The organism is Halorientalis brevis (genome assembly GCF_023077655.1).
Genome location: NZ_JALLGV010000002.1, coordinates 55,601 through 73,997, shown reverse-complemented (window position 1 = coordinate 73,997; position 18,397 = coordinate 55,601). Strand labels below are relative to the sequence as shown.

Sequence of the window (18,397 nt, the reverse complement as noted above, 5' to 3'; positions counted from 1 at the left end):
TCGCAAGGCGGACTGGAAGTGAAACGAAGGGGGGTGAGCTGACAGCGGGCGCGTCCTCGTACGGCCGGCCACGATACGTCCGATAGTCAGAATTAACACTGTGCCCGATATATCTGGGAAATGATGCGCCGCCGAACGTTCCTCGCGACCACCGGAGCCCTGTTCTCGGCCGGCTGCTCCGAAATCATTCCCCCGCCGCAAACGACCGTCAGGAGTGACGCCGCCGGCCCCAACGAGACGACCGGCCCCGACGGGACCGGAAGCGAAACCGTGCCGACGGACGGCTCCGAGACGACGGCCCCCGACGACGGACGGACCAGCGACCACCCGACCGAGACGGAGACCGACACGCCCACACAGGGCGATCGAGAGGTCGCTCAGGCGATCACGACGGCACGCTCTCGTCTCACGGACGCACATGCTGCGTACCTCGCGTTCGCGGACGCGACCGACCCGACGCTGGTGGACGTGACCGCAGCGACGCAGGTCAGCGTCTCGGACGTCACGCGGCACGCCAGCAAGGCACGGCAAGCGCTCGAGGAGGCACCGAACACGACCAGCCCGGCCCAGCAGACGACCGTCGACCGGCTGTCCGGCGTCGCGGACTTCCTCGCGACGGGGATTCGGTATCAGTCGAGCGCTAACGCCGCCTACTCGAAGTTCACGTTCGTCCTCGATCGCCTCTACGCCGAAGCGTTCGCCGTTCTCCCCGGCGAGATCGGGCGGCTCCGCACGAACCGCGACACGGCAAACGAGTTCCGCAACACCCTCCAGTCCGAGACCGACCGCGACGACGTCCAGTCGTTCGATGCGATCTCGGCGACTATCTACGACGAGAAGGTCGCACAGCTCGACCGCGAGATGACGGGCTTCGAGACGCTCGCGGACGCGATCTCCGCGATCAGCGACGGGCTCGAAGCGTTCACGGACGCGAACGGGGAGTTCACCGACGACAGCTACGGCGACGCCGCGGAACAGTACGTGACCGCGTCCGAACGCCTCGGTACAGCGACCGAGACGCTGGAGACGCTCGACGCTCCGACTGCAGTCGAATCGGCGGTCACAGAGTTGACCGGAGTCGCGGACGCCGTCGCCAGCGGTGCCGCTGACCTCGAAGCGGCGTCCCGCGCCGGCGACGAGTTCGAGTGGGAGACACGCGACGAGCGATTCGACGACGCCATCTCGGCGTTGCAAACCTCCCAGGTCGCCGTCGACAGGCTCGATAGCGTCACCGAGATCATCGAGTACCACGAGCGGACGAACTGACGACGGCGAGTCGACCGACGCCGTCCACCCGACTCGTGGGCTCTCGACCAGGACTTCTGACAGCGACACCAATTATCATTTTTTCAAACCCATCGGAGAGGTCACCACGTCTGTTATGGAGACCGGTCGAGGAGCGGCGTCAAAACCCACAGATGCCCCAATTTCGATGATTGCATCGACCAGCCCCCTCGGGACATAGTATCAATACTAAGTATAATATTTCGACAGTGTGAATTAAAAGTATCAAAATAATTATGTCATGTGAGAACGATAGTCCGATGTCATGGCCGACTCCGAAACGGCGCTGACTGTTGACGAGCGAGTATCGCCCGCCGAGACGGTCATCACGGAGATCGCTCGTCGCGAAGGCGTGTCACCGCTCTCGCTCCCTCCGCTCTACGACGTGCTCGATTCCGACGTGTGTGATCGACTGTTCCAGTCGGGAACAGAGTCGGTTGGGAGTGGAAGGCCGATTTCCTTCGAGTACAGCGGATACGACGTGATCGTCCACGCCGACGGGCACGTCGGGCTCTCACCGATGTCGTGATCCGTATCGAACATCGGACGCGTGGGCGAATGAGGCCCCTGGGCTACTGATCGGGTCTCAAGAAGTGGAGAGGCTGCGGACCCATCCGCTGCCGAATCCGTGCTCTACAGATTGCCGTCGCTCACGGCGTCGTTCGCGACGGCAATATGGGACCACCGTCGCGCCACCGACGCGACGAGGACCCATTCACTCCGTTCATGGGACCGCCCGGATTGTGACCCTGAGGAAGACAGTCCTGCTCGCCTCACTCTGCTCGGCTGTGCGGGCTGTGACTTCCAGAGCGCAACTCCGGGCGGCCGCTTCGGACACGCGACGCTCGAGAGTGAGCGTCGCGAGAACAGCAGTGGGACCGCCCGGATTTGAACCGGGGTCACGGGCACCCAAGGCCCGAAGTATACCAGGCTAACCCACGGTCCCGCACGAACAACTCGCCGTTGGTCGGTCGTAAGCGTTTCGTTGCGAACCGACCACGGCACGCGTTCACGCGGCAACCGTGAACGGGTGAGCGGTCGCCTCGTTACCGCTGTCACAGTGCGGTGCAGGCGGTGTCCTACTGACCGACACTGACGGCATCGCGCCCGTGCTAGTCATCCGTTGGCTGTCTCTCAGTCACCAGGTCCGGTAATTTTTCTCGAACGGTCGACACGATGTCGTCGTCCGTGTACTCGAACTCCTCGACCAAAACGGGGGCGTGGCGTTCGAGTTGAACGATCATCCCGACCAGAGCGATCAGACACAATCCAGCGGCTGGGATTCCGGCAAGGACAGTAAACGAGCGGAGGACGGAAACGCCGCCGGCGAGGCTGAGCGCAATCGTCAGCGACGCCAGTACCAGGCCCCACGTGATCCGGTTGAGTGTCGACGGGGACGAGTCGCCTTCGTTAGCGATCATAGAGAAGCTAAACGTGGCCGAGTCGAGTGTCGTAACGAGGAAACTCAACACGAGCAGCAGTAGAATCGCGGAAAACAGATCGGCAAACGGGAGCAGCTGATCGAACAGGGCAAAACTGACACCGGCGAGACCGACGTCAGCGTACACGCCCAGCAGGTCAGCCTGACCAGTCGTCTGTAACCAGAGCGCCGACCCGCCGGTAGCTACGTACCAGGGAACGGTGAGCGCGAACGAACCGAGAATTCCGGCGAACACGAGCTGCCGGAGCGTCCGCCCGCGGGAGATGCGAGCCATGAACACGCCGACCATGGGTGCGAACGTGAGCCACCACGCCCAGAAAAACACCGTCCAGGAGCCGAACCAGCCGGCGGCATCCGGCGTGAAGTAGAGACTCATTCCGACGAATTCAGTCACGTATCCTTCGAGCGCCCGTGTCCCCAGATTGAGCAGAAACGACAGCGGACCAAACACCAGCGACACCGTCATGAGAAGCAAGAGGAGGAGGACGTTCAGATTTGCAAACCGCTGTATGCCCTCCCGTATCCCGGCTGTAACGGAGAGGAGGAACAGGGTCGTTATGACGAGGATGAACAGCACTTCCCCGAGTTTCCCGACCTGGACGCCCCAGTTGTACGACAGACCAGCGAAGAACTGATCGACGCCGAGTCCGAACGAGATCGTGATTCCGCTCACCGAAACGACGACGGCCAGCGTATCAACCGTCTTTCCCATCCAGCCGTCGACGTTGTTCGGTCCGAGAAACGGGGCGAGGATCACGGCGGGACGAAACGCCATGTCTTTGCGATACGCGAAGTAGGAGATAGCAATGCCGAAAACCAGGTACACGGACCACGCCGAGGTCCCGTAGTGGAAGAGAGCGTACTGGAGCGCACTCACCATTCCCTCCCAGGTCCCTCCAGTCGAACCGACGAACGGCGGCGCGGTTTGATAATGCACCAACGGTTCCACCGGCCCCCAGTACTCGAGGCCGCCGGAAGACAGCCCCGCAGTGAATATCATCACGAGATACCCGAGATACGAGAACTCGGGCTCTTCGTCCGGGCCGCCCAACTTGATGTTCCCCCACGGCCCGAGCAGTACGTACATCAAAAACGAGAACGAAAGAAAGACGAGCCAGAGGAAGAACCAACTGAGATTCGAGACGGCGTAGGAGTTAATGGCCGCCAGGCGTGAGGTGGTCGCTTCTGGCCACGCGATGATTGTTGCCGTCATCACGAGGAGGGTTGAAATCGATCCGACAAATATCGTCGAGTCCGTCTCCTCCAGAGCCTCAGTTACCAGACGCATAATTCACCCTGAAGATCCACTCGCCGTGCCGTTCTTTCGCGTCGCTGGGATCATTCAATCGGTATCCGCTCCTTGCGAGGTTTCAATTTTGGGACTCACTCACCGCTACGTTACATGTTCTCCCACACGCGTTTCTCGTCGGCAGGTCGTACTCGTCCGTATACGTCGAGCGGCACGCACGGTGACAGACGAAGTCGGACGACGCGCGGGCGGTCTCGCAGCCGCGGACTCGTGCGACAGAGAGAGTCGAACCCGAGGGAGACAGGAAAGTGACCGGTCCCCTCAGCCCGACGGCGAGATCCGTCCCCGAACCGCCCCGTAGCGGGCTGCGAACGAGTCGTCACCGCGGAAACACTCCGTCGCGACCGCGGCCGGATCGACGCTGACGTCGCCCGCCTGGCCGCTGACGACGAACGTCAGCCCGTCGTCGTCCCGCCACCGGCCGCCGACCGTCCGCCGAAGCACCTCGGCGAAGTAGCCGCCCGCCTCGACGACCCGCGCGGCCAGATAGCCCGCGTCGGCCGCGTTCCCGGCAGACAGGTCCACGTCCGGCACGTCCTCGGCCGGATACTCCTCGGCGACGAGCGCGTCGAGGCGCTCCAGTGACTCCGGCGAGAAGTCCAGGTCGTGCCCGGGCCACGTCGCCGCGAACGCCGCCGCGTCCTCGCGGATCTCCGCGGGCGTGAGCCCGTCGTCGCCGTCCGGCGTGCCCTCGGCGAGGTCCAGTTCCGCCGGCGCGTCCGCGTCGGCGTCCTCAGACGGTGACTCGGCCGCCGCGTCGCGAGGCTCCGCGCGCGGAATCGCGTCGTCCATCGACTCGCCCTCCGCAGCCGGCTCCGGCTCCGCTTCGTCGGCAGGCGTTTGCGACGAGCCAACGAGCGAATCGACCAACTTTTCGTCGTCAGTTTCCGCTGGTGCCCCGTCGTCCTGTTCGGACCGGGGAGCGTCCTCGTCGGCCTGCGTCTCGTCGTCCGTCGCCGTGGTGTCGCCGTCCGCCTCGACGCGGTCGTCAACAGGCTGGCCCTCCGTCGCGGACGGACCGGCATCGGGGTCGGTGTCAGGTTCCGTCGGCACCGCGTCGGCGGGTTCCGCTGACTTGCTGTCGGCTGCTGCTGCGTCTGTAGTGGCTGCCTCGTCCGCTGCGTCCATGCCCACGATCTCCGCCGGTGACAGCGATCCCGGACTCTCCGGGCTGTCCGCGGCTGTCTCGTCAACGTCGTTCGCGACAGGTTCGTCAGGGGTCGACGCAGCGTCGGCCCGAGTCGACGTGGGTTCGTCCGGCGCGTCGTCGGTCGACGTTCCGTCCGGAATCTCGTCGAGCGGTTCGTCCGGCGAGGGTTGTGCCGGTGCCCGCGACGGAATCGCCGGCAGTTCCCGGTCAGCCTCTTCGGCCACGGTCGTGGCGTCCGCGGCGAACTGCCCGGGACCGGTGAGAGCAGCCTCGGCGACGTCGAAGATCGGGACGGTGACCGGCGAGTCGTCGGCACCCGGAACGACGATCACGACCGCACCGTCGCGCCGAGTCCACTCGGCGTCGAGTGCCCGGACCAGCACCTCACCGTAGTAACAGCCGAGCTGTTTGACGAGTTCCGTGTACATCTTCGAGTCCATGTCGTCGCCGCCGGCTTCGACGTCGCTGAACTCGCCGTCGTCCCACTCGCTCTCGACGAGCACGTCCAGGCGCGCGAGCGACAGCGCCGAGAAATCGAGCTCGTAAGCGTCCCAGAACGCCGCGAACTCCTCGGCGTCCGGCCGGAAGTCGGCCCGGAGATCGACGTCGGCAGCGTCGTCCGCGTCGCCCTCGTCGTCGTCCGGGTCAGTCACGAGATTCTCGGTGAGGTCGGTGAACACCGGTTCTTCGGCGAAGGAGTGGCTCGCCACCTCGAACACGTCGACGGTCGTCGCGTCGTCACCGACCGCGACCCGGACGGCCCAGTAGTCGTCGGTCTCGACCCACTCCCCGTCGAGTTCGCGGACCAGCACCTCGCCGACGTAGCTGCCGGCCCGGATGGTGAACCCGGTGTGCATGTCCGCGACGCGCTCGCCGCCGTCGTCGCTCTCGTCACGGAGGACGTCGAGGCGAGCGCCCTGCTTGCTCGCGAACGAGTCGAGTCGCTCCAGTGACGCCAGGGAGAAATCCAGGTCGACCGCGTCCCACTCCTGGACGGCGTCGACGGCCTTGTTCCGGAAGTCCATCGGCGTCGGGTCCCGGACGTCCAGTCGCGGTATCTCGTCAGCGCCAGCCGCCGACAACTCGTCGCTCGCGTCCGCCGACGCCTCGTCCCCGAGGAATCCGCGGACCGAATCGAACAGCCCCATACGTTCGCTCTGCACGCGGTGAGAATAGGCGTTGTGGCAGGACGAGCGCTACTGGTCCTCGTCTTTCAGCTCCATGTCCGCGACGATGCCCTTCGGGTCTTTCCCCTTCCGGATGCCGTCGAGCATCAGGAAGGCGTCGTCGGGCGCGAGGAAGTGGCGGGTGACGGCCCGACCCATCGGCGTCGGGTCGAAGCCGTCGATGAACTCGTATTCGAGCAGCTTCGCCACCGCGTGCTTGGTCGGCACCTCGCCGACCATCCGGTCGTTGAGCCGTTTCGCTCCCTTGCCGGCGACGGTGACGTTCGCCAGGGTCTCCGCGACGGCCGACGCCTCGTCGTAGCGGGTGATGACCGGCTCCATCTCGCCTTTGAGGAGTTTGAACGCCACCTCGTCTTCGGTCATCTCCATGCTGTTGTGGTACGAGCAGTCCGGTTCGACCAGCAGGTAGACCGTCCCCTTGTCGTGGTAGTCGGGCCGGCCCGCGCGGCCGAGCATCTGGCTGAACTCTTGGACGGTGAGCCACTCGATCCCCATCGCCAGCGAGTCGAAGATGACCTGCGACGCCGGGAAGTCGACGCCGGCCGCCAGCGCCGCCGTCGTCACGACCGCCGCGAGTTCCTGATCGGCGAAGTCGGATTCGACCCGCTTGCGCCGCTTGTAGTCCAGCCCCGCGTGGTAGGGGGCTGCCGAGTACTCCAGTTGCCGGCTGATCTCGTGACAGCGCCGCCGCGAGTTGGTGAAGATGATCGTCTGCCCGCGATACCCCTTGGAGGATTTCTGGTCGAACGCCCGCCTGACCAGTTTGTTCTCCGTGTCGATCTTCTCCCGACCGTCGGCGAACGTGACGTGGCGTTCGATCGGCACCGGCCGCTCCTCGAACTCGATGAGTTGGGCGCGGAGCTTCTCCGCCAGATTGCTCGCGTTCCCCACGGTCGCCGACAGGTAGATCCACTGCGTGTCGCTATGGGCGTCGCCACCGCTGGAGTTCTGCTCACAGTAGTACTTGAGACGAGAAATCAGGCCGTCCAGTCGGTGGCCGCGCTCGTCCTCGCCGAGCGTGTGCACCTCGTCGATGACCACCGTCCCGATGTCGCCCAGGTCCTTGCCGGTCCGGAGCGCGTGGTCGATACCTTCGTAGGTACCGACGATGATGTCCGCATCAGGGGAAAAGCGGTTGCCGTCGTCGTTGATGCGGCTCGCGCCGACCCGAATCGTCACGTCGGCGATGTCGCCGTAGCGTTCCTCGAAGGACTCGTGTTTCTGGTTGGCCAGCGCCACGAGGGGGACGAGAAACAGCATCTTCCCTTTCCCGTTGAGCACGCGGTCGAGCCCCGCCATCTCGCCGATGAGCGTCTTCCCCGTCGCGGTCGCGCTCACGACGAGCTGGTCTTTGCCGTCGAGGGCACCGTTCTCGACGGCGAGGCTCTGGACCGGGAGCAGTTCGTCGAACCGGCCCTCTAACTTGGACTGCATGCCCGGGTGCATCGACAGGGAGTTGACGGGCACCGGATCGATCTCGTCGACGGTCGCGCTGATCTCGTCGAACTTGGTGAGGTCCGGGTCCAGGCGCCCGGAGAGCAGGTTGGTGATCCGTTCCAGGTCCTGGACGTCCATGAGCAGTTCCTCGAGGCGGTCGCGGGCGCTCGCGCTCATCGACCCGCGCATGGCCAGTTGGCGGTCGAGTTCCTGGCTGGCACAGTCCGGACAGATGTGCTCGTCCTCGGCTTCGATAGCCGTTTCGGAGGTGATCGGCGAGTAGTAGCCGTCGCTGGCGCAGTGACGACAGGTGCGGACGACCTTGGCGTCGAGCTGGTAGCCGTCGAGCATCGCCTGGAGTTCCTCGCGACCCTGCGGCGAGGTCTGCTGGGAGATGCGGATGCGGTTCGCTCGGCGCGCGATGTCGACGAACTCGTCGGGGTTGCGCGGCTCCTCACTGGTTCCCTCCTTGATGCGGAACTTCGCGGGCCGGGGACCGGCGTTGGTCTCTTTCAGTTCCAGAACGGCCTGGAAGAGCCGTTGGTCGTCACGCTCGACGACGGCCCGGTAGTCGTCGCCGACCTCGTGGAGGAACAACGTGTCGACCTGCGCGACCTGCTGTGACACGTCCAGTGGTATGTAATCGTGCTATTTCAAGCGCTCGGAACCGAGGGCGCGTGAGACAACCACACCCACCTACAGTCAGCCGAGGAAGACAGCTCCCCAGAACAGCAGCATGAATGCACAGAACAGAACGAACAGAACCTTCCAGATGGGATGAGGGTCGTCGAGCGCGTCGACGTCCGGTTTGGAAACGTGATCGTTTCCCATAGTGTGGCCTTCTCCCGGAAGGGAATAAACCTAGGTTCACTCCTCTGTCAGATTGATCTCGTCGTCCCCGGTCGGCACAGCACAGATGAACGCGCCCTCCTCGTCGCCCTCGTTGCGGTACCAGTAGACAGTATTGGCGGGAATGAACAGCGAGTCGCCCGCTGAGACGGTGTACTCCTCGTCACCGATACCGACGGTGTACTCGCCGGCCAGGACGTACTGTTCGTGTTCGATCTCGTTGGTGTGTTTCGGCACCTCGCCGCCGGGCGCGAGCGTGAACCGCCGGATCGCCAGTTGGCGGTCGAGTTCCTGGCTGGCACACTTCGGACAGATGTGCTCGTCCTTGGCTTCGATGGCCGTTTCGGAGGTGATCGGCGAGTAGTAGCCGTCGCTGGCGCAGTGGCGACAGGTGCGGACGACCTTGGCGTCGAGCTGGTAGCCGTCGAGCATCGCCTGGAGTTCCTCCCGGCCCTGCGGCGAGGTCTGCTGGGAGATGCGGATGCGGTTCGCTCGGCGCGCGATGTCGACGAACTCGTCCGGGGTTGCGCGGCTCCTCACTGGTTCCCTCCTTGATGCGGAACTTCGCGGGCCGGGGACCGGCGTTGGTCTCTTTCAGTTCCAGAACGGCCTGGAAGAGCCGTTGGTCGTCACGCTCGACGACGGCCCGGTAGTCGTCGCCGACCTCGTGGAGGAACAACGTGTCGACCTGCGCGGCCTGCTGTGACAAGTGCCGCGATAGACGATACGAGTATTTCAGTTCCTCGAAAGCCACGAAGGTCACAGGGAAGGACACTCACCGGAAACTGACACCGCCAGTCAACGTGCAGAAAACACTTATCTCGATGTCAGAAAGGACCGGGCGATGGAACGGTACGTGGCCCCTGCGGTTGTGCTCTGTCTCATCGGACTGGCAGCGCTCGGTGGCGCGTTCGTTCTGTCCCCGGACGCGGGGAAGGTAGAGTACTATCACGCTGTCGAGCGTGTGCCAAACGACTCAGTTCCCAACGACTCGACACCACGCGCGTACGATGAGCTCTCACCGGAGGCACGAGCCGTCTTCCAGGACGCCCTGAATGCGCCGGACAACGAAGCGATCGTAACTGACGCCGAGCAGAAACCGCCGGAGTTCGATTACATTGGCGATCAGGAGAAAGTCTACTCCGTTCGATACAACGGCTCGTACTACGAAATCTGGACCGGAAAGATCGGTGGCGGTCCGCTCGCAGTCATGTGGCTCGCGCTCAAAGGTCTCCTCGGCGTGGTCGGCCTGGTACTCCTCGGAATCGGAAGCGAGTCGCTCCGAGCGCAGCGGCTTCGCCCGCCTGTTGTGACACTCGGTATTCTCCTTGGGTCCGCGATTCTCGTCGCCCTCAACTGGGTCCTCGACAGGATGCTCGGCGTACTCCTGCCGGTCTGGGCGTGGTTCTTCCTCATCGTCCTCGTTGTCGTGGTGCCCATCATACTGACAGAAGGGGTCGACGATCAGTCCTCGTCCAACACCTGAATTTCGTCGTCGCCAGTCGGCACGGCACAGATGAACGCGCCCTCGTCGTCGCCCTCGTTGCGGTACCAGTGAACAGTGTTAGCCGGAATGAACAGCGAGTCGCCGGCCGACACCGTGTACTCCTCCTCCTCGATACCGACGGTGTACTCGCCGGCCAGGACGTACTGTTCGTGTTCGATCTCGTTGGTGTGTTTCGGCACCTCGCCGCCGGGCGCGAGCGTGAACCGCCGGATGGCCAGGTTCGGCGCGCCGTGATCCTCGTTGATGAGCACGCCCTTCCGCATCCCGTCGGCTGCCCCCACGTCCTCATACTCGATGTCTTCCGCGTCCCGAATCAGCGGCGTCGGTTGCTCACTGTTGTCGCTCATACCCGAGAGAGGAAGCGCCCAGACAAAGAGTCTGTGGCGACCCGGAGATGGCCCGCCAAACACGCGTTTAAGGGGACTCCCCACCTAGGGTCGCTTATGCAAAGTTTCCGGATCGGGAAGTTGTTCGGCATCCCGATCAAACTCGACCTGACCTTCCTGCTGGTGCTCCCGCTGTTCGCCTGGATCATCAGCGCACAAGTCGGAGAGTGGGTCGGTATTTTGAACGACGTCTGGGGAGCAGCGATCCCGGCCGACGCGTTCACCGCCCCCGAGACGACGATCGTCCTCGGGATCGTCGCGGCCGTCGGGCTGTTCGTCGGCGTCGTCCTCCACGAACTGGGGCACTCGCTGGTGGCCATGCGCTTTGGCTACCCCATCGACTCCATCACGCTCTGGCTGTTCGGCGGCGTCGCCCAGCTCACCGAGATGCCCGAAGACTGGAAGCAAGAGCTCGCCATCGCCATCGCCGGTCCCATCGTCAGCGTCGGCCTCGGCGTCGGCTCCTACGTCGCGTTCACCCAGACGCCGACCAGCCTGCCGGCCGCCAAGTTCCTGCTGGGCTACCTGGCGCTGATGAACGTCGCGCTCGCGGGCTTCAACCTGCTCCCCGGCTTCCCGATGGACGGCGGCCGCGTCCTCCGCGCGCTGCTCGCTTCCCGGATCCCCTACGCGAAGGCGACCCAGTGGGCCGCCGAGGTGGGGAAGTTCTTCGCCATCCTGCTCGGCCTGTTCGGCCTGTTCGGCGGCGGCGGCCTGTTCATGGTCGCCATCGCCTTCTTCATCTACATCGGCGCCTCGGGCGAGGCCCAGCAGACGGTCATGCGCGCCGCCTTCGAGGGCGTCACCGTCAGCGACATCATGACCCCCGCAACGCAGGTCCAAACCGTCGCCCCCGGGACCAGCGTCGCCGAACTCCTGGAACAGATGTTCCGCGAGCGGCACACCGGCTATCCCGTGGTGCAGGGTGGCGAGATCGTCGGCCTCGTCGCACTCGACGACGCGCTCGAAGTCAAGGAGATCGAACGCGACGCCTACCGCGTCGAGGAGATCATGACGACCGACCTGAAAACGGTCAGTCCTGACGCCGACGTGATGGACGCGCTCACGCAACTGCAACAGAATAGCGTGGGTCGCCTCCTGGTGATGGACGGCGAGGACCTCGTCGGCATCATCACGCGCTCGGACATCATGACCGCCCTCTCGATCATCAAGCAGAGCGGTGCCTACCGCGGCCAGCCCGACGAGGGCGACGAGAGCACGGAACCGTCCGCCAGCCAGCCCGAGAGTCGCTTCTAGTCGAGCGGCTCCTCGCTCGCGTCGATCTGGTCGACGACCCAGTCGGCAGCGGCCGCGACCTCGTCCGGGTCGTCCCCGGTCACCTTCAACCGGTTGTGCCCCGCCGACTGGTCGGGATAACAGCCCACTGAGACATCGAACTGCGCGTCCGCGTCGGTCAACACGTCCACGAGGTTCGCCTCCGGGCGTTCGGTGTAGAGGAACTCCGACACCGCGTCGCCCTCGAACTCGTCGGCGACGGTGTCGAACATCGTCTTCATCTCCTCGGGAATCCCCGGGAAGACGTACGCGTTCTCGACGACACAGCCCGGCGAGAGCCCGCCGCGGTTGAGCAGCGGTCGACTCCCCGCCGGGATGGTCGCCTCGGCCTCGGCGTCGACGTCCAGGTTCGGGTAGCTCTCCGCGATAGCCGACAGCGTCTCCTCGACGTCCGCCAGCGCCAACTCGTCGACGGCCAACTCGCGGTCGAACGCCTCGGCCACGGCGGCCATCGTGATGTCGTCGGGCGTCCCGCCCAGTCCGCCGGTGACGATCACGGCGTCGTACGCGTCGCTGTACGCCCGAACGTTCTCGGCGATCGGTGCGCGCTCGTCGGGGACCACGAGGACGCGCGGGACCGAGACGCCACGCTCTGAGAGTTGGTCTGCAAGCCACGTGGCGTTCGTGTTCACCGTATCGCCGGCCAGCAGTTCGTCACCGACCGTCACGAGTGCGACCTGCATCTGTCGTGTTCTCGGGCGGCACGCAATTAGGGATTGCCCTGTGCGAACGCCGGTTTGCGAACGCCGCCACCACTCACGACGGGACACGGCACCCCGTCAGCGTGTGGCCCGAGCCGGAGTCCCCTGGGCACACGAGCGAGCAGCCGCGGTTTCGGTATCACGCCGACGTCCGCCTTCCGGTGGCAGTCACGGTCCCGGGCGACGCGAGATGTTGCTGGTCCGCGAACGCTTAAGTTAGCGAACATGGAGGTGGAAAATAACCAGCTAACGTCCTGCAGGGGGGACAGGAATGGGACGAGAGCACGCACGGACACGCGAGAGCGACGGCACAGCACTGCTCCCGGCCAGTGTCGACGACGTCTTGCCCGTCGACGATGAGCCACAGAGACCGACCGATCCGGAACCGATCGAGGACCGCCCGTATCTCGAGGTACGGCCGAGCGAACGGCCACTCGATCCCCCGACCGTCAGGCGGGCGATGGAGCACCTGTACACGACGCTGCGTGAGGCAAGCGAGACGGGATTGCTCGACGGACTTACGGACGGCGGCGATGGGCCGGTGGTCGAGTGGCTGCTCGTGAGTGATGGCCGGCCGGACCCAACGATCCGCTATCTCGTCGGGACGGACACGCCCGACCTCATGTCGGCCCTCGAAACCGTCCTGCGGACGTGTTTCCCCGACACGTACGAACTGACCCCCGTGGAGTGGCACCCCCGGCGCTGCCACGAGCACCTGCCGCTCCCCACCCCCGGTGACACGCACCCGCACCCGGCGATCACGCCGACCGAGCCGTACGCCGCGGGCGTCGAGTTCCGCGGCCACGCCGAGTATCGCCAGGACTGGCAGACGCCGCTCCGGCGAGTCGACGCGGACGGGGGCACGATCCAGGACAGGGCTGCACGTGACGGGCAGCGGAGGACGTCTGCAGGCGGGAAAGCACCCCTGGCCAGGCTGGTCGAGACGATCTGCACCGCCGAGGTGCCCGTGCTCTATCAGGTGGTCTGTCGCCCCTACGACGACTGGTCGGTCGACGCCGACGCGTACATCGAGGGGCTTCGCGAGGGGTTGGTCACGGTGGGTGACCAGTTCTGGGAGGAGGTCTCCCCCCGGGACAAAGAGGAGCGCCGCGAGTACGAACCCTCGGTGACCACCCAGGCACGGATCGACGGGATCCGCCAGCGTGACCCGAGCCGGACGTTCTGTGTCTCCGCACGCGCGGTTGCACTCACCCGGGACCGGCCGGGTCACGCCGACGACGTGGCCCGGCGCCTGGCCTCTGCCGTCGGCCATCTCGGCACGAAAACGCACGACCTGCGGGGTCACGTCCGGACCGATGACGAACCACACGCCCTGAACGAGCAGCCGCCCGGCCACCAGCTCTTCGACGATCTCTGTGCCCAGCGGTTGCACCCACCGACGTACGAAACGTGGTGGACCTACCTCCCCGTGACGCGCAACGTCAGCCGGGGGATCGTCGTCGGTGCCGACGAACTCGTGGAGCTCTGTCTGGTCGACGGCGACGGACTGACACCGCACGGCGAGCGGGCGATCGGGACGCGGCCGGCCGACCGGACCGGCCTCACGTTGCCGCCGCCCGCACAACTGGCCCAGTACCGCGCCCCGGGGATGGCGCTGTGCATGCCGCTGACCCATGACCGCCAGCCGTACGGCCGGCCGCTGTTCCTGCGCCCGGACGTCCAGGATCACCACCTCGTCGTCACCGGGAGCACCGGCGCGGGGAAGACCGCCCTCGTCCAGACCGGACTGCTGTCGAACGTCACGGCGACCGACGGGCTCGACGTCCTGTTCGCCACCAAGGGCGGGACGACAGCCGGGGAGTACCTCCGGGCTCACTACGCGACGTTCGGTTCGCTGGAGGACGTCCACTACGTCGACCTGACCGAGGGCGTGCCGGCGCTGTCGTTTTTCGACATCCAGGGCCTGCTCGACGCGGGCATCAAGTACCCAGAGGCGCGGTCGCGGGTCGCCGGCCAGTACGTCGAGATCGTCGCCGGACTGATGCCCAAGGACACCTACGAGCGGGGACCCGAGGCCCGCAAGGCCCTCCGCGCCCACGTCGAGGCGCTGTTCGACTCGCTCCACGGCGAGAAGGCGTACTCCCACGAGGCGCTCGAGGCCGCGCTACGACAGACGCTCGCCGAGCGCTCGCCGCCGATCACCGACGACCGCTTGCACCGGTACTTCGGGAACCAGCTCGCGAAGGACCGCAACCAGTTCAAGAACGTGATGTCTGGCGCCCTCAACCGCGCCGAGGAGATCACCACCAACAGCCGGCTCGCCCCGGCGTTCGAGCACGTCCCCGGCCCCGATGACCCGGCGCTGGACTTCGGTGAGCTGCTCGACGAGGACGCAGTCCTCATCTTCGACTACGGGGGCATGGAGGACCGCGTGAAGGATCCGCTCACGCTGCTCATCCTCTCGCAGCTGTGGGCGGCCCTGAAGAGCCGCAACGAGCGGACGCCGGACGACGCCGACCTGCCGCTGGTGAACCTCTATCTCGAGGAGGCCAAGGCGATCGTCGACACGCTCCTCTCGGAGGGGCGGTCGTTCGGCCTCTCGCTGACGCTCGATCTGCAGTTCGTGAGCCAGCTCAAATCCCCCGACGATAACGACACCTACACCGAGATCCTGAACGAGACCGGGACGTTCGTCGCGGGCAACGTCGGCAACGACCCTGGCCTGGCCCGGGTGCTGTCCTCGGCGGACCTCGACGTCGACGACGTCGCCGAGCGGCTGCGCCGGCAGGCACCTGGCGAGTGGCTGGTCCGCCCGGGTGCGGACTACGACGACGAGGTGCCCCAGCCGTTCCTCGCGGAGTCCCTGCCGTTGCCGGCCGGCCACCCTGCGGGGTCGGACCCACTCACCGGGGCCGACGAGCGGGCCTTCCAGCAGGCGCTGGCCCGCGTTCGCGAGCGCACCCACGAGCAGTACGTCCTGGCCCACGAGACGCCCGCCCACCTCGCGGACGACGAGGACGACGATGCGTCGACCGACGACGCGGACGGCGACCCCGACGTGAGCGACGAGAACGTCGAGTCAGCCACCCTGGACACGCGGGTCGATTCGCTGCTCCCGCACACCAAGCGCCTGCCCGACTGTGTCAGCTACGACGAGTCGGCCCACGCCCTGCTGTGTGTGGCCTGTGAGAACCGCTACGACCCGACGAGCGACGGGATGCGCCGGGCCATCGAGTGCTGTCACGCGCTGGCCGACGTCGACCCGGACGATGTCCCGGTGTGTGAGCTGACGCTCAAGCTCTCGCCGGAAGAGATCACCGCGTCGGAGTGGTCGGTCACGCAGCTCCTGTTCGTCCAGGCCGTCTACAACGCCCAGCAGGGCCGGTTCGACCGCCTGGAGTACGACCTCGTCTGGGACTCGATGATCCGGCTGCGCGAGTACGTCGGCATCGAGCAAGACGCCGTCCGGGAACTCCTCGACGCCGGCGTCATCCGAGAGGACGGCGACAAACCCCACAAGCTGTACTCGGTGGCACCCGACCACCGGGACGTCATCGGCGAGAGCTACCGCCGGGGCGTCAACTACGGCCACGGCGTGGGCGACCTCGAAGAGTCCGCCCAGCACGTCCACATGGTCGAGGTCCTCGACCGCTACATCCGCCAGACGTTCCGGGACGACCCCGACTCGCCGGTCGTCCAGGTCCAACCCTATTACGAACTCGCCGAGGGCGTCTCCGCGGCGGCGTTCATGGGCGGGGACGACGCGGCCGAGGGCGGGGAGTCCGGGCGGCGCCGGCTGGACGTCGCCGGGCTCGACGCCGACGGGAACGTCGTCGTCACCGGCGAGGCCGAACGATTGAACCACGACAGTCACGAGGCGATCCCGGCCGACTACGACAAGATGGCCGCCTGCGAGCCCGAGGCCGCGATCTGGGTCACGCTCAACCGGGACGCCGCCCACGACGTGCTGGCGGCGCTGAACGACCCGCCCGACGACGAGCCGCGCGTGACGAAGGAGTACAGCCGGAACACCGCGCCCCGGGAGTTCAAGCTGGACGCCGACGGCGCGACGGACATCCTCACGGTGCGCCATCTCAGCGGGAAACTGGCGAAAGCCGACTGGCGAGCGTGACGGGGCGGTCGCGTGGGAACGATTGCACCCTTCCGGTCGGCGCAGGTGATCCCCACTGGCTGTCCGGCTCTCGCGACCCTAGGGCGCTACGTTCCCCGGTCGGTAGCACCGAGGGACGGCGTCATCGACCAGGGTTATTACCCGCTCCGATTGTCAGGGCTGATAATATTCGGTGCTTAGCACCACCGGGACAGGGGCAAGAGTCGATTACACGGTACAGATCGGTGTGAGCAGCACCCATTCCGGCGGTGTTCGCCACCCACCCGCCACAGGGCCGACTGGTGCGCCAAGGACGTATCAGTACAATATGTAATATCCGGTGTGCTTCGAGCGGGATAAAACGTGTCAGGCCTTCATACTATCAGTGCGAGAAGCCAGGCTATGGAGCAGTCTGAGTCGGTAACGGAGTCAGCCGAACGGTTGTCGCCAACCGAGAAAGTCGTGACAGAGATCGCCCGACAGGAAGACGTCTCGCCGCTGGACCTGCCCCCGCTCCACGACGTCGTGGATCCTGCTGGGCTCGACCAGTTGTTCACCCCGACCGGCGATGCCGCGCGGATGCGTGGCACGGTGTCCTTTCAGTACAGCGGCTATGACGTGACCGTCCACGCGGATGGCTACGTCGAGGCCGCCCCGTGTGAGTGACGAGACACTGCACTCAGTCGGATTCGCACGACGGACCGTGGCATCGGGCCACCAGCGTGCACGCGTTGCGGCCGCACGTCGGTCGACTCCCGCTTGGCCGGGACGTGTCGTCCTTTCTTCCCGACCTGTTTGATGAGAACCTATATTCGTGAGTTCGTTGACCAGCCGCCCGATGGAACTCGAAGAGCGGCTTCGTCGCGAGTTGCACGGCGAGCTAGTCGGCCGGATGGGACGGCAGGTTCTGTGTGACTATCCCCATTCCGGCGCCACCCCGATCGACCCGGAGACGCGGATCTGTTACGAGGCCATCCGCGTCGGCGATCTCACGGTCTCCCCGCCGCTGACGCCGCCGCCGGACGGGTGGGTGCTCGACGCGGCCCGTTGTCCCGGCCACGCAGTGGAGTCGCTGCAGTCCCCGACGGACGGGTACGACGAGGCGCTCCTGTCGCTGGAACTGACGCCCGTTGCCGAGGAGGGGTACGCTGTGGACGGACCGTCGATCGAGCTGGTGGAGTACTCGCCCGCCGACGAGGGACAGGATCCACCTCGGCTGCCGCTGTCAGTGATCCAGACGCAGGGCCACGACAACGATTGGGGGATTTTTCGGCTCGCCCGGCAGCTCCCGCTGCGCGAGGTGTACCAAGAGGCCGGGTTGACGTGGGTGGTGAACGAGCTTGATCGGCGGTGTGAGAGTAGGGGTGCGGGGGAGTAGGGTGGGTGATTGGGGACGTGAGTCTGGGATCTCCGACGACAACGGAGTCGAGAAGCAGAGGCAGAGTATTACAACATCTCCATCACTCTCACGAGTTTAGGCTCTGCACAGCAGACCCATACTCGTCCAATAGCCGGAATAACGATTTCCTCGTCAGTTCGAATTGTCGCTGATCGAGAGACAGGTCGACGGCCGCCTCGGATGCGATGGGTTCCAGTTCGTCCGTCACACTACCACCTCCTCAGTGTCCGTCCACTCTCGGCGGCAGGCAAATGCGTCAATGCCGGCTTTCGGCAGCGTGGCTCGTTAGTCCGCATGTCGCGCCGACCATTCTCGACGAGGTCCAGGTCACCGAGATCGTCGAGATTCGGGTACAGGCGGCCGGGGGTGACGTGCTCGT

General features: G+C 65.5%; 15 protein-coding genes and 1 tRNA gene. 8 read left to right on the top strand and 8 right to left on the bottom strand.

From position 1 onward, the window contains the following. Window positions 1-123: 123 nt before the first annotated feature. Window positions 124-1,266: a hypothetical protein gene (locus MU553_RS04845; RefSeq protein ID WP_247376313.1), complete on the top strand. Its 1,143-nt coding sequence runs from the start codon at window positions 124-126 to the stop codon at window positions 1,264-1,266. A 283-nt stretch (window positions 1,267-1,549) separates the two neighbouring features. After that, window positions 1,550-1,813 (top strand): HalOD1 output domain-containing protein, encoded by a 264-nt coding sequence (locus tag MU553_RS04840; RefSeq protein ID WP_247376310.1) that lies wholly within the window; start codon window positions 1,550-1,552, stop codon window positions 1,811-1,813. A gap of 344 nt (window positions 1,814-2,157) precedes the next feature. Here MU553_RS04840 and MU553_RS04835 read toward each other — a convergent pair. The 6 genes from MU553_RS04835 to MU553_RS04815 all read right to left on the bottom strand — a co-directional run bounded on the left by MU553_RS04835 (window position 2,158) and on the right by MU553_RS04815 (window position 8,993). Further along, window positions 2,158-2,230, bottom strand: a tRNA-Pro gene (locus tag MU553_RS04835). A 166-nt stretch (window positions 2,231-2,396) separates the two neighbouring features. Further along, window positions 2,397-4,013 carry a BCCT family transporter gene (locus tag MU553_RS04830; protein ID WP_282594176.1) on the bottom strand — a complete coding sequence of 539 codons (1,617 nt, stop codon included), beginning with the start codon at window positions 4,011-4,013 and terminating at the stop codon, window positions 2,397-2,399. 282 nt (window positions 4,014-4,295) lie between these two features. Beyond that, window positions 4,296-6,332, bottom strand: a complete 2,037-nt coding sequence (locus MU553_RS04825; RefSeq protein ID WP_247376305.1) for a hypothetical protein — start codon at window positions 6,330-6,332, stop codon at window positions 4,296-4,298. Window positions 6,333-6,380: 48 nt separating this feature from the next. Then, entirely contained in the window at window positions 6,381-8,435 is a 2,055-nt protein-coding gene (locus tag MU553_RS04820) for a DEAD/DEAH box helicase (protein ID WP_247376302.1), read from the bottom strand. A 75-nt stretch (window positions 8,436-8,510) separates the two neighbouring features. Beyond that, window positions 8,511-8,639: a hypothetical protein gene (locus MU553_RS23520; RefSeq protein WP_282594174.1), complete on the bottom strand. Its 129-nt coding sequence runs from the start codon at window positions 8,637-8,639 to the stop codon at window positions 8,511-8,513. Between the two features lie 36 nt (window positions 8,640-8,675). After that, window positions 8,676-8,993 carry a cupin domain-containing protein gene (locus tag MU553_RS04815; protein WP_379814037.1) on the bottom strand — a complete coding sequence of 106 codons (318 nt, stop codon included), beginning with the start codon at window positions 8,991-8,993 and terminating at the stop codon, window positions 8,676-8,678. Window positions 8,994-9,159: 166 nt separating this feature from the next. On the opposite strand from MU553_RS04815, the gene MU553_RS23855 reads away from it, so the two are divergent. Beyond that, entirely contained in the window at window positions 9,160-9,363 is a 204-nt protein-coding gene (locus tag MU553_RS23855) for a hypothetical protein (protein WP_379813854.1), read from the top strand. A 138-nt stretch (window positions 9,364-9,501) separates the two neighbouring features. Continuing rightward, complete coding sequence (locus MU553_RS04805) at window positions 9,502-10,143, top strand: DUF7979 domain-containing protein (RefSeq protein ID WP_247376300.1); 642 nt, start codon at window positions 9,502-9,504, stop codon at window positions 10,141-10,143. On the opposite strand, the gene MU553_RS04800 is transcribed toward MU553_RS04805, so the two are convergent. After that, complete coding sequence (locus MU553_RS04800) at window positions 10,122-10,511, bottom strand: cupin domain-containing protein (RefSeq protein ID WP_247376298.1); 390 nt, start codon at window positions 10,509-10,511, stop codon at window positions 10,122-10,124. The genes MU553_RS04805 and MU553_RS04800 overlap by 22 nt on opposite strands. A 96-nt stretch (window positions 10,512-10,607) precedes the next feature. On the opposite strand from MU553_RS04800, the gene MU553_RS04795 reads away from it, so the two are divergent. Beyond that, window positions 10,608-11,807 carry a CBS domain-containing protein gene (locus tag MU553_RS04795; protein WP_247376295.1) on the top strand — a complete coding sequence of 400 codons (1,200 nt, stop codon included), beginning with the start codon at window positions 10,608-10,610 and terminating at the stop codon, window positions 11,805-11,807. Here the strand turns inward: MU553_RS04795 and MU553_RS04790 are convergent. Further along, a complete protein-coding gene (locus tag MU553_RS04790) occupies window positions 11,804-12,529 on the bottom strand; it encodes a competence/damage-inducible protein A (RefSeq protein ID WP_247376292.1) in 726 nt (241 codons plus the stop codon). The two genes, MU553_RS04795 and MU553_RS04790, sit on opposite strands and share 4 nt — an antisense overlap. A gap of 289 nt (window positions 12,530-12,818) precedes the next feature. On the opposite strand from MU553_RS04790, the gene MU553_RS04785 reads away from it, so the two are divergent. From MU553_RS04785 to MU553_RS04775, 3 genes are all read left to right on the top strand, one after another. Continuing rightward, complete coding sequence (locus tag MU553_RS04785) at window positions 12,819-16,640, top strand: hypothetical protein (protein ID WP_247376291.1); 3,822 nt, start codon at window positions 12,819-12,821, stop codon at window positions 16,638-16,640. A gap of 381 nt (window positions 16,641-17,021) precedes the next feature. Next, window positions 17,022-17,285 carry a DdfA family disk-determining factor gene (gene ddfA / locus MU553_RS04780; protein WP_247376288.1) on the top strand — a complete coding sequence of 88 codons (264 nt, stop codon included), beginning with the start codon at window positions 17,022-17,024 and terminating at the stop codon, window positions 17,283-17,285. A gap of 172 nt (window positions 17,286-17,457) precedes the next feature. After that, the gene (locus MU553_RS04775) at window positions 17,458-17,997 is read left to right on the top strand and encodes a hypothetical protein (protein ID WP_247376286.1); all 540 of its coding nucleotides are present in this window, start codon (window positions 17,458-17,460) and stop codon (window positions 17,995-17,997) included. The last annotated feature ends 400 nt before the right edge of the window (window positions 17,998-18,397 follow it).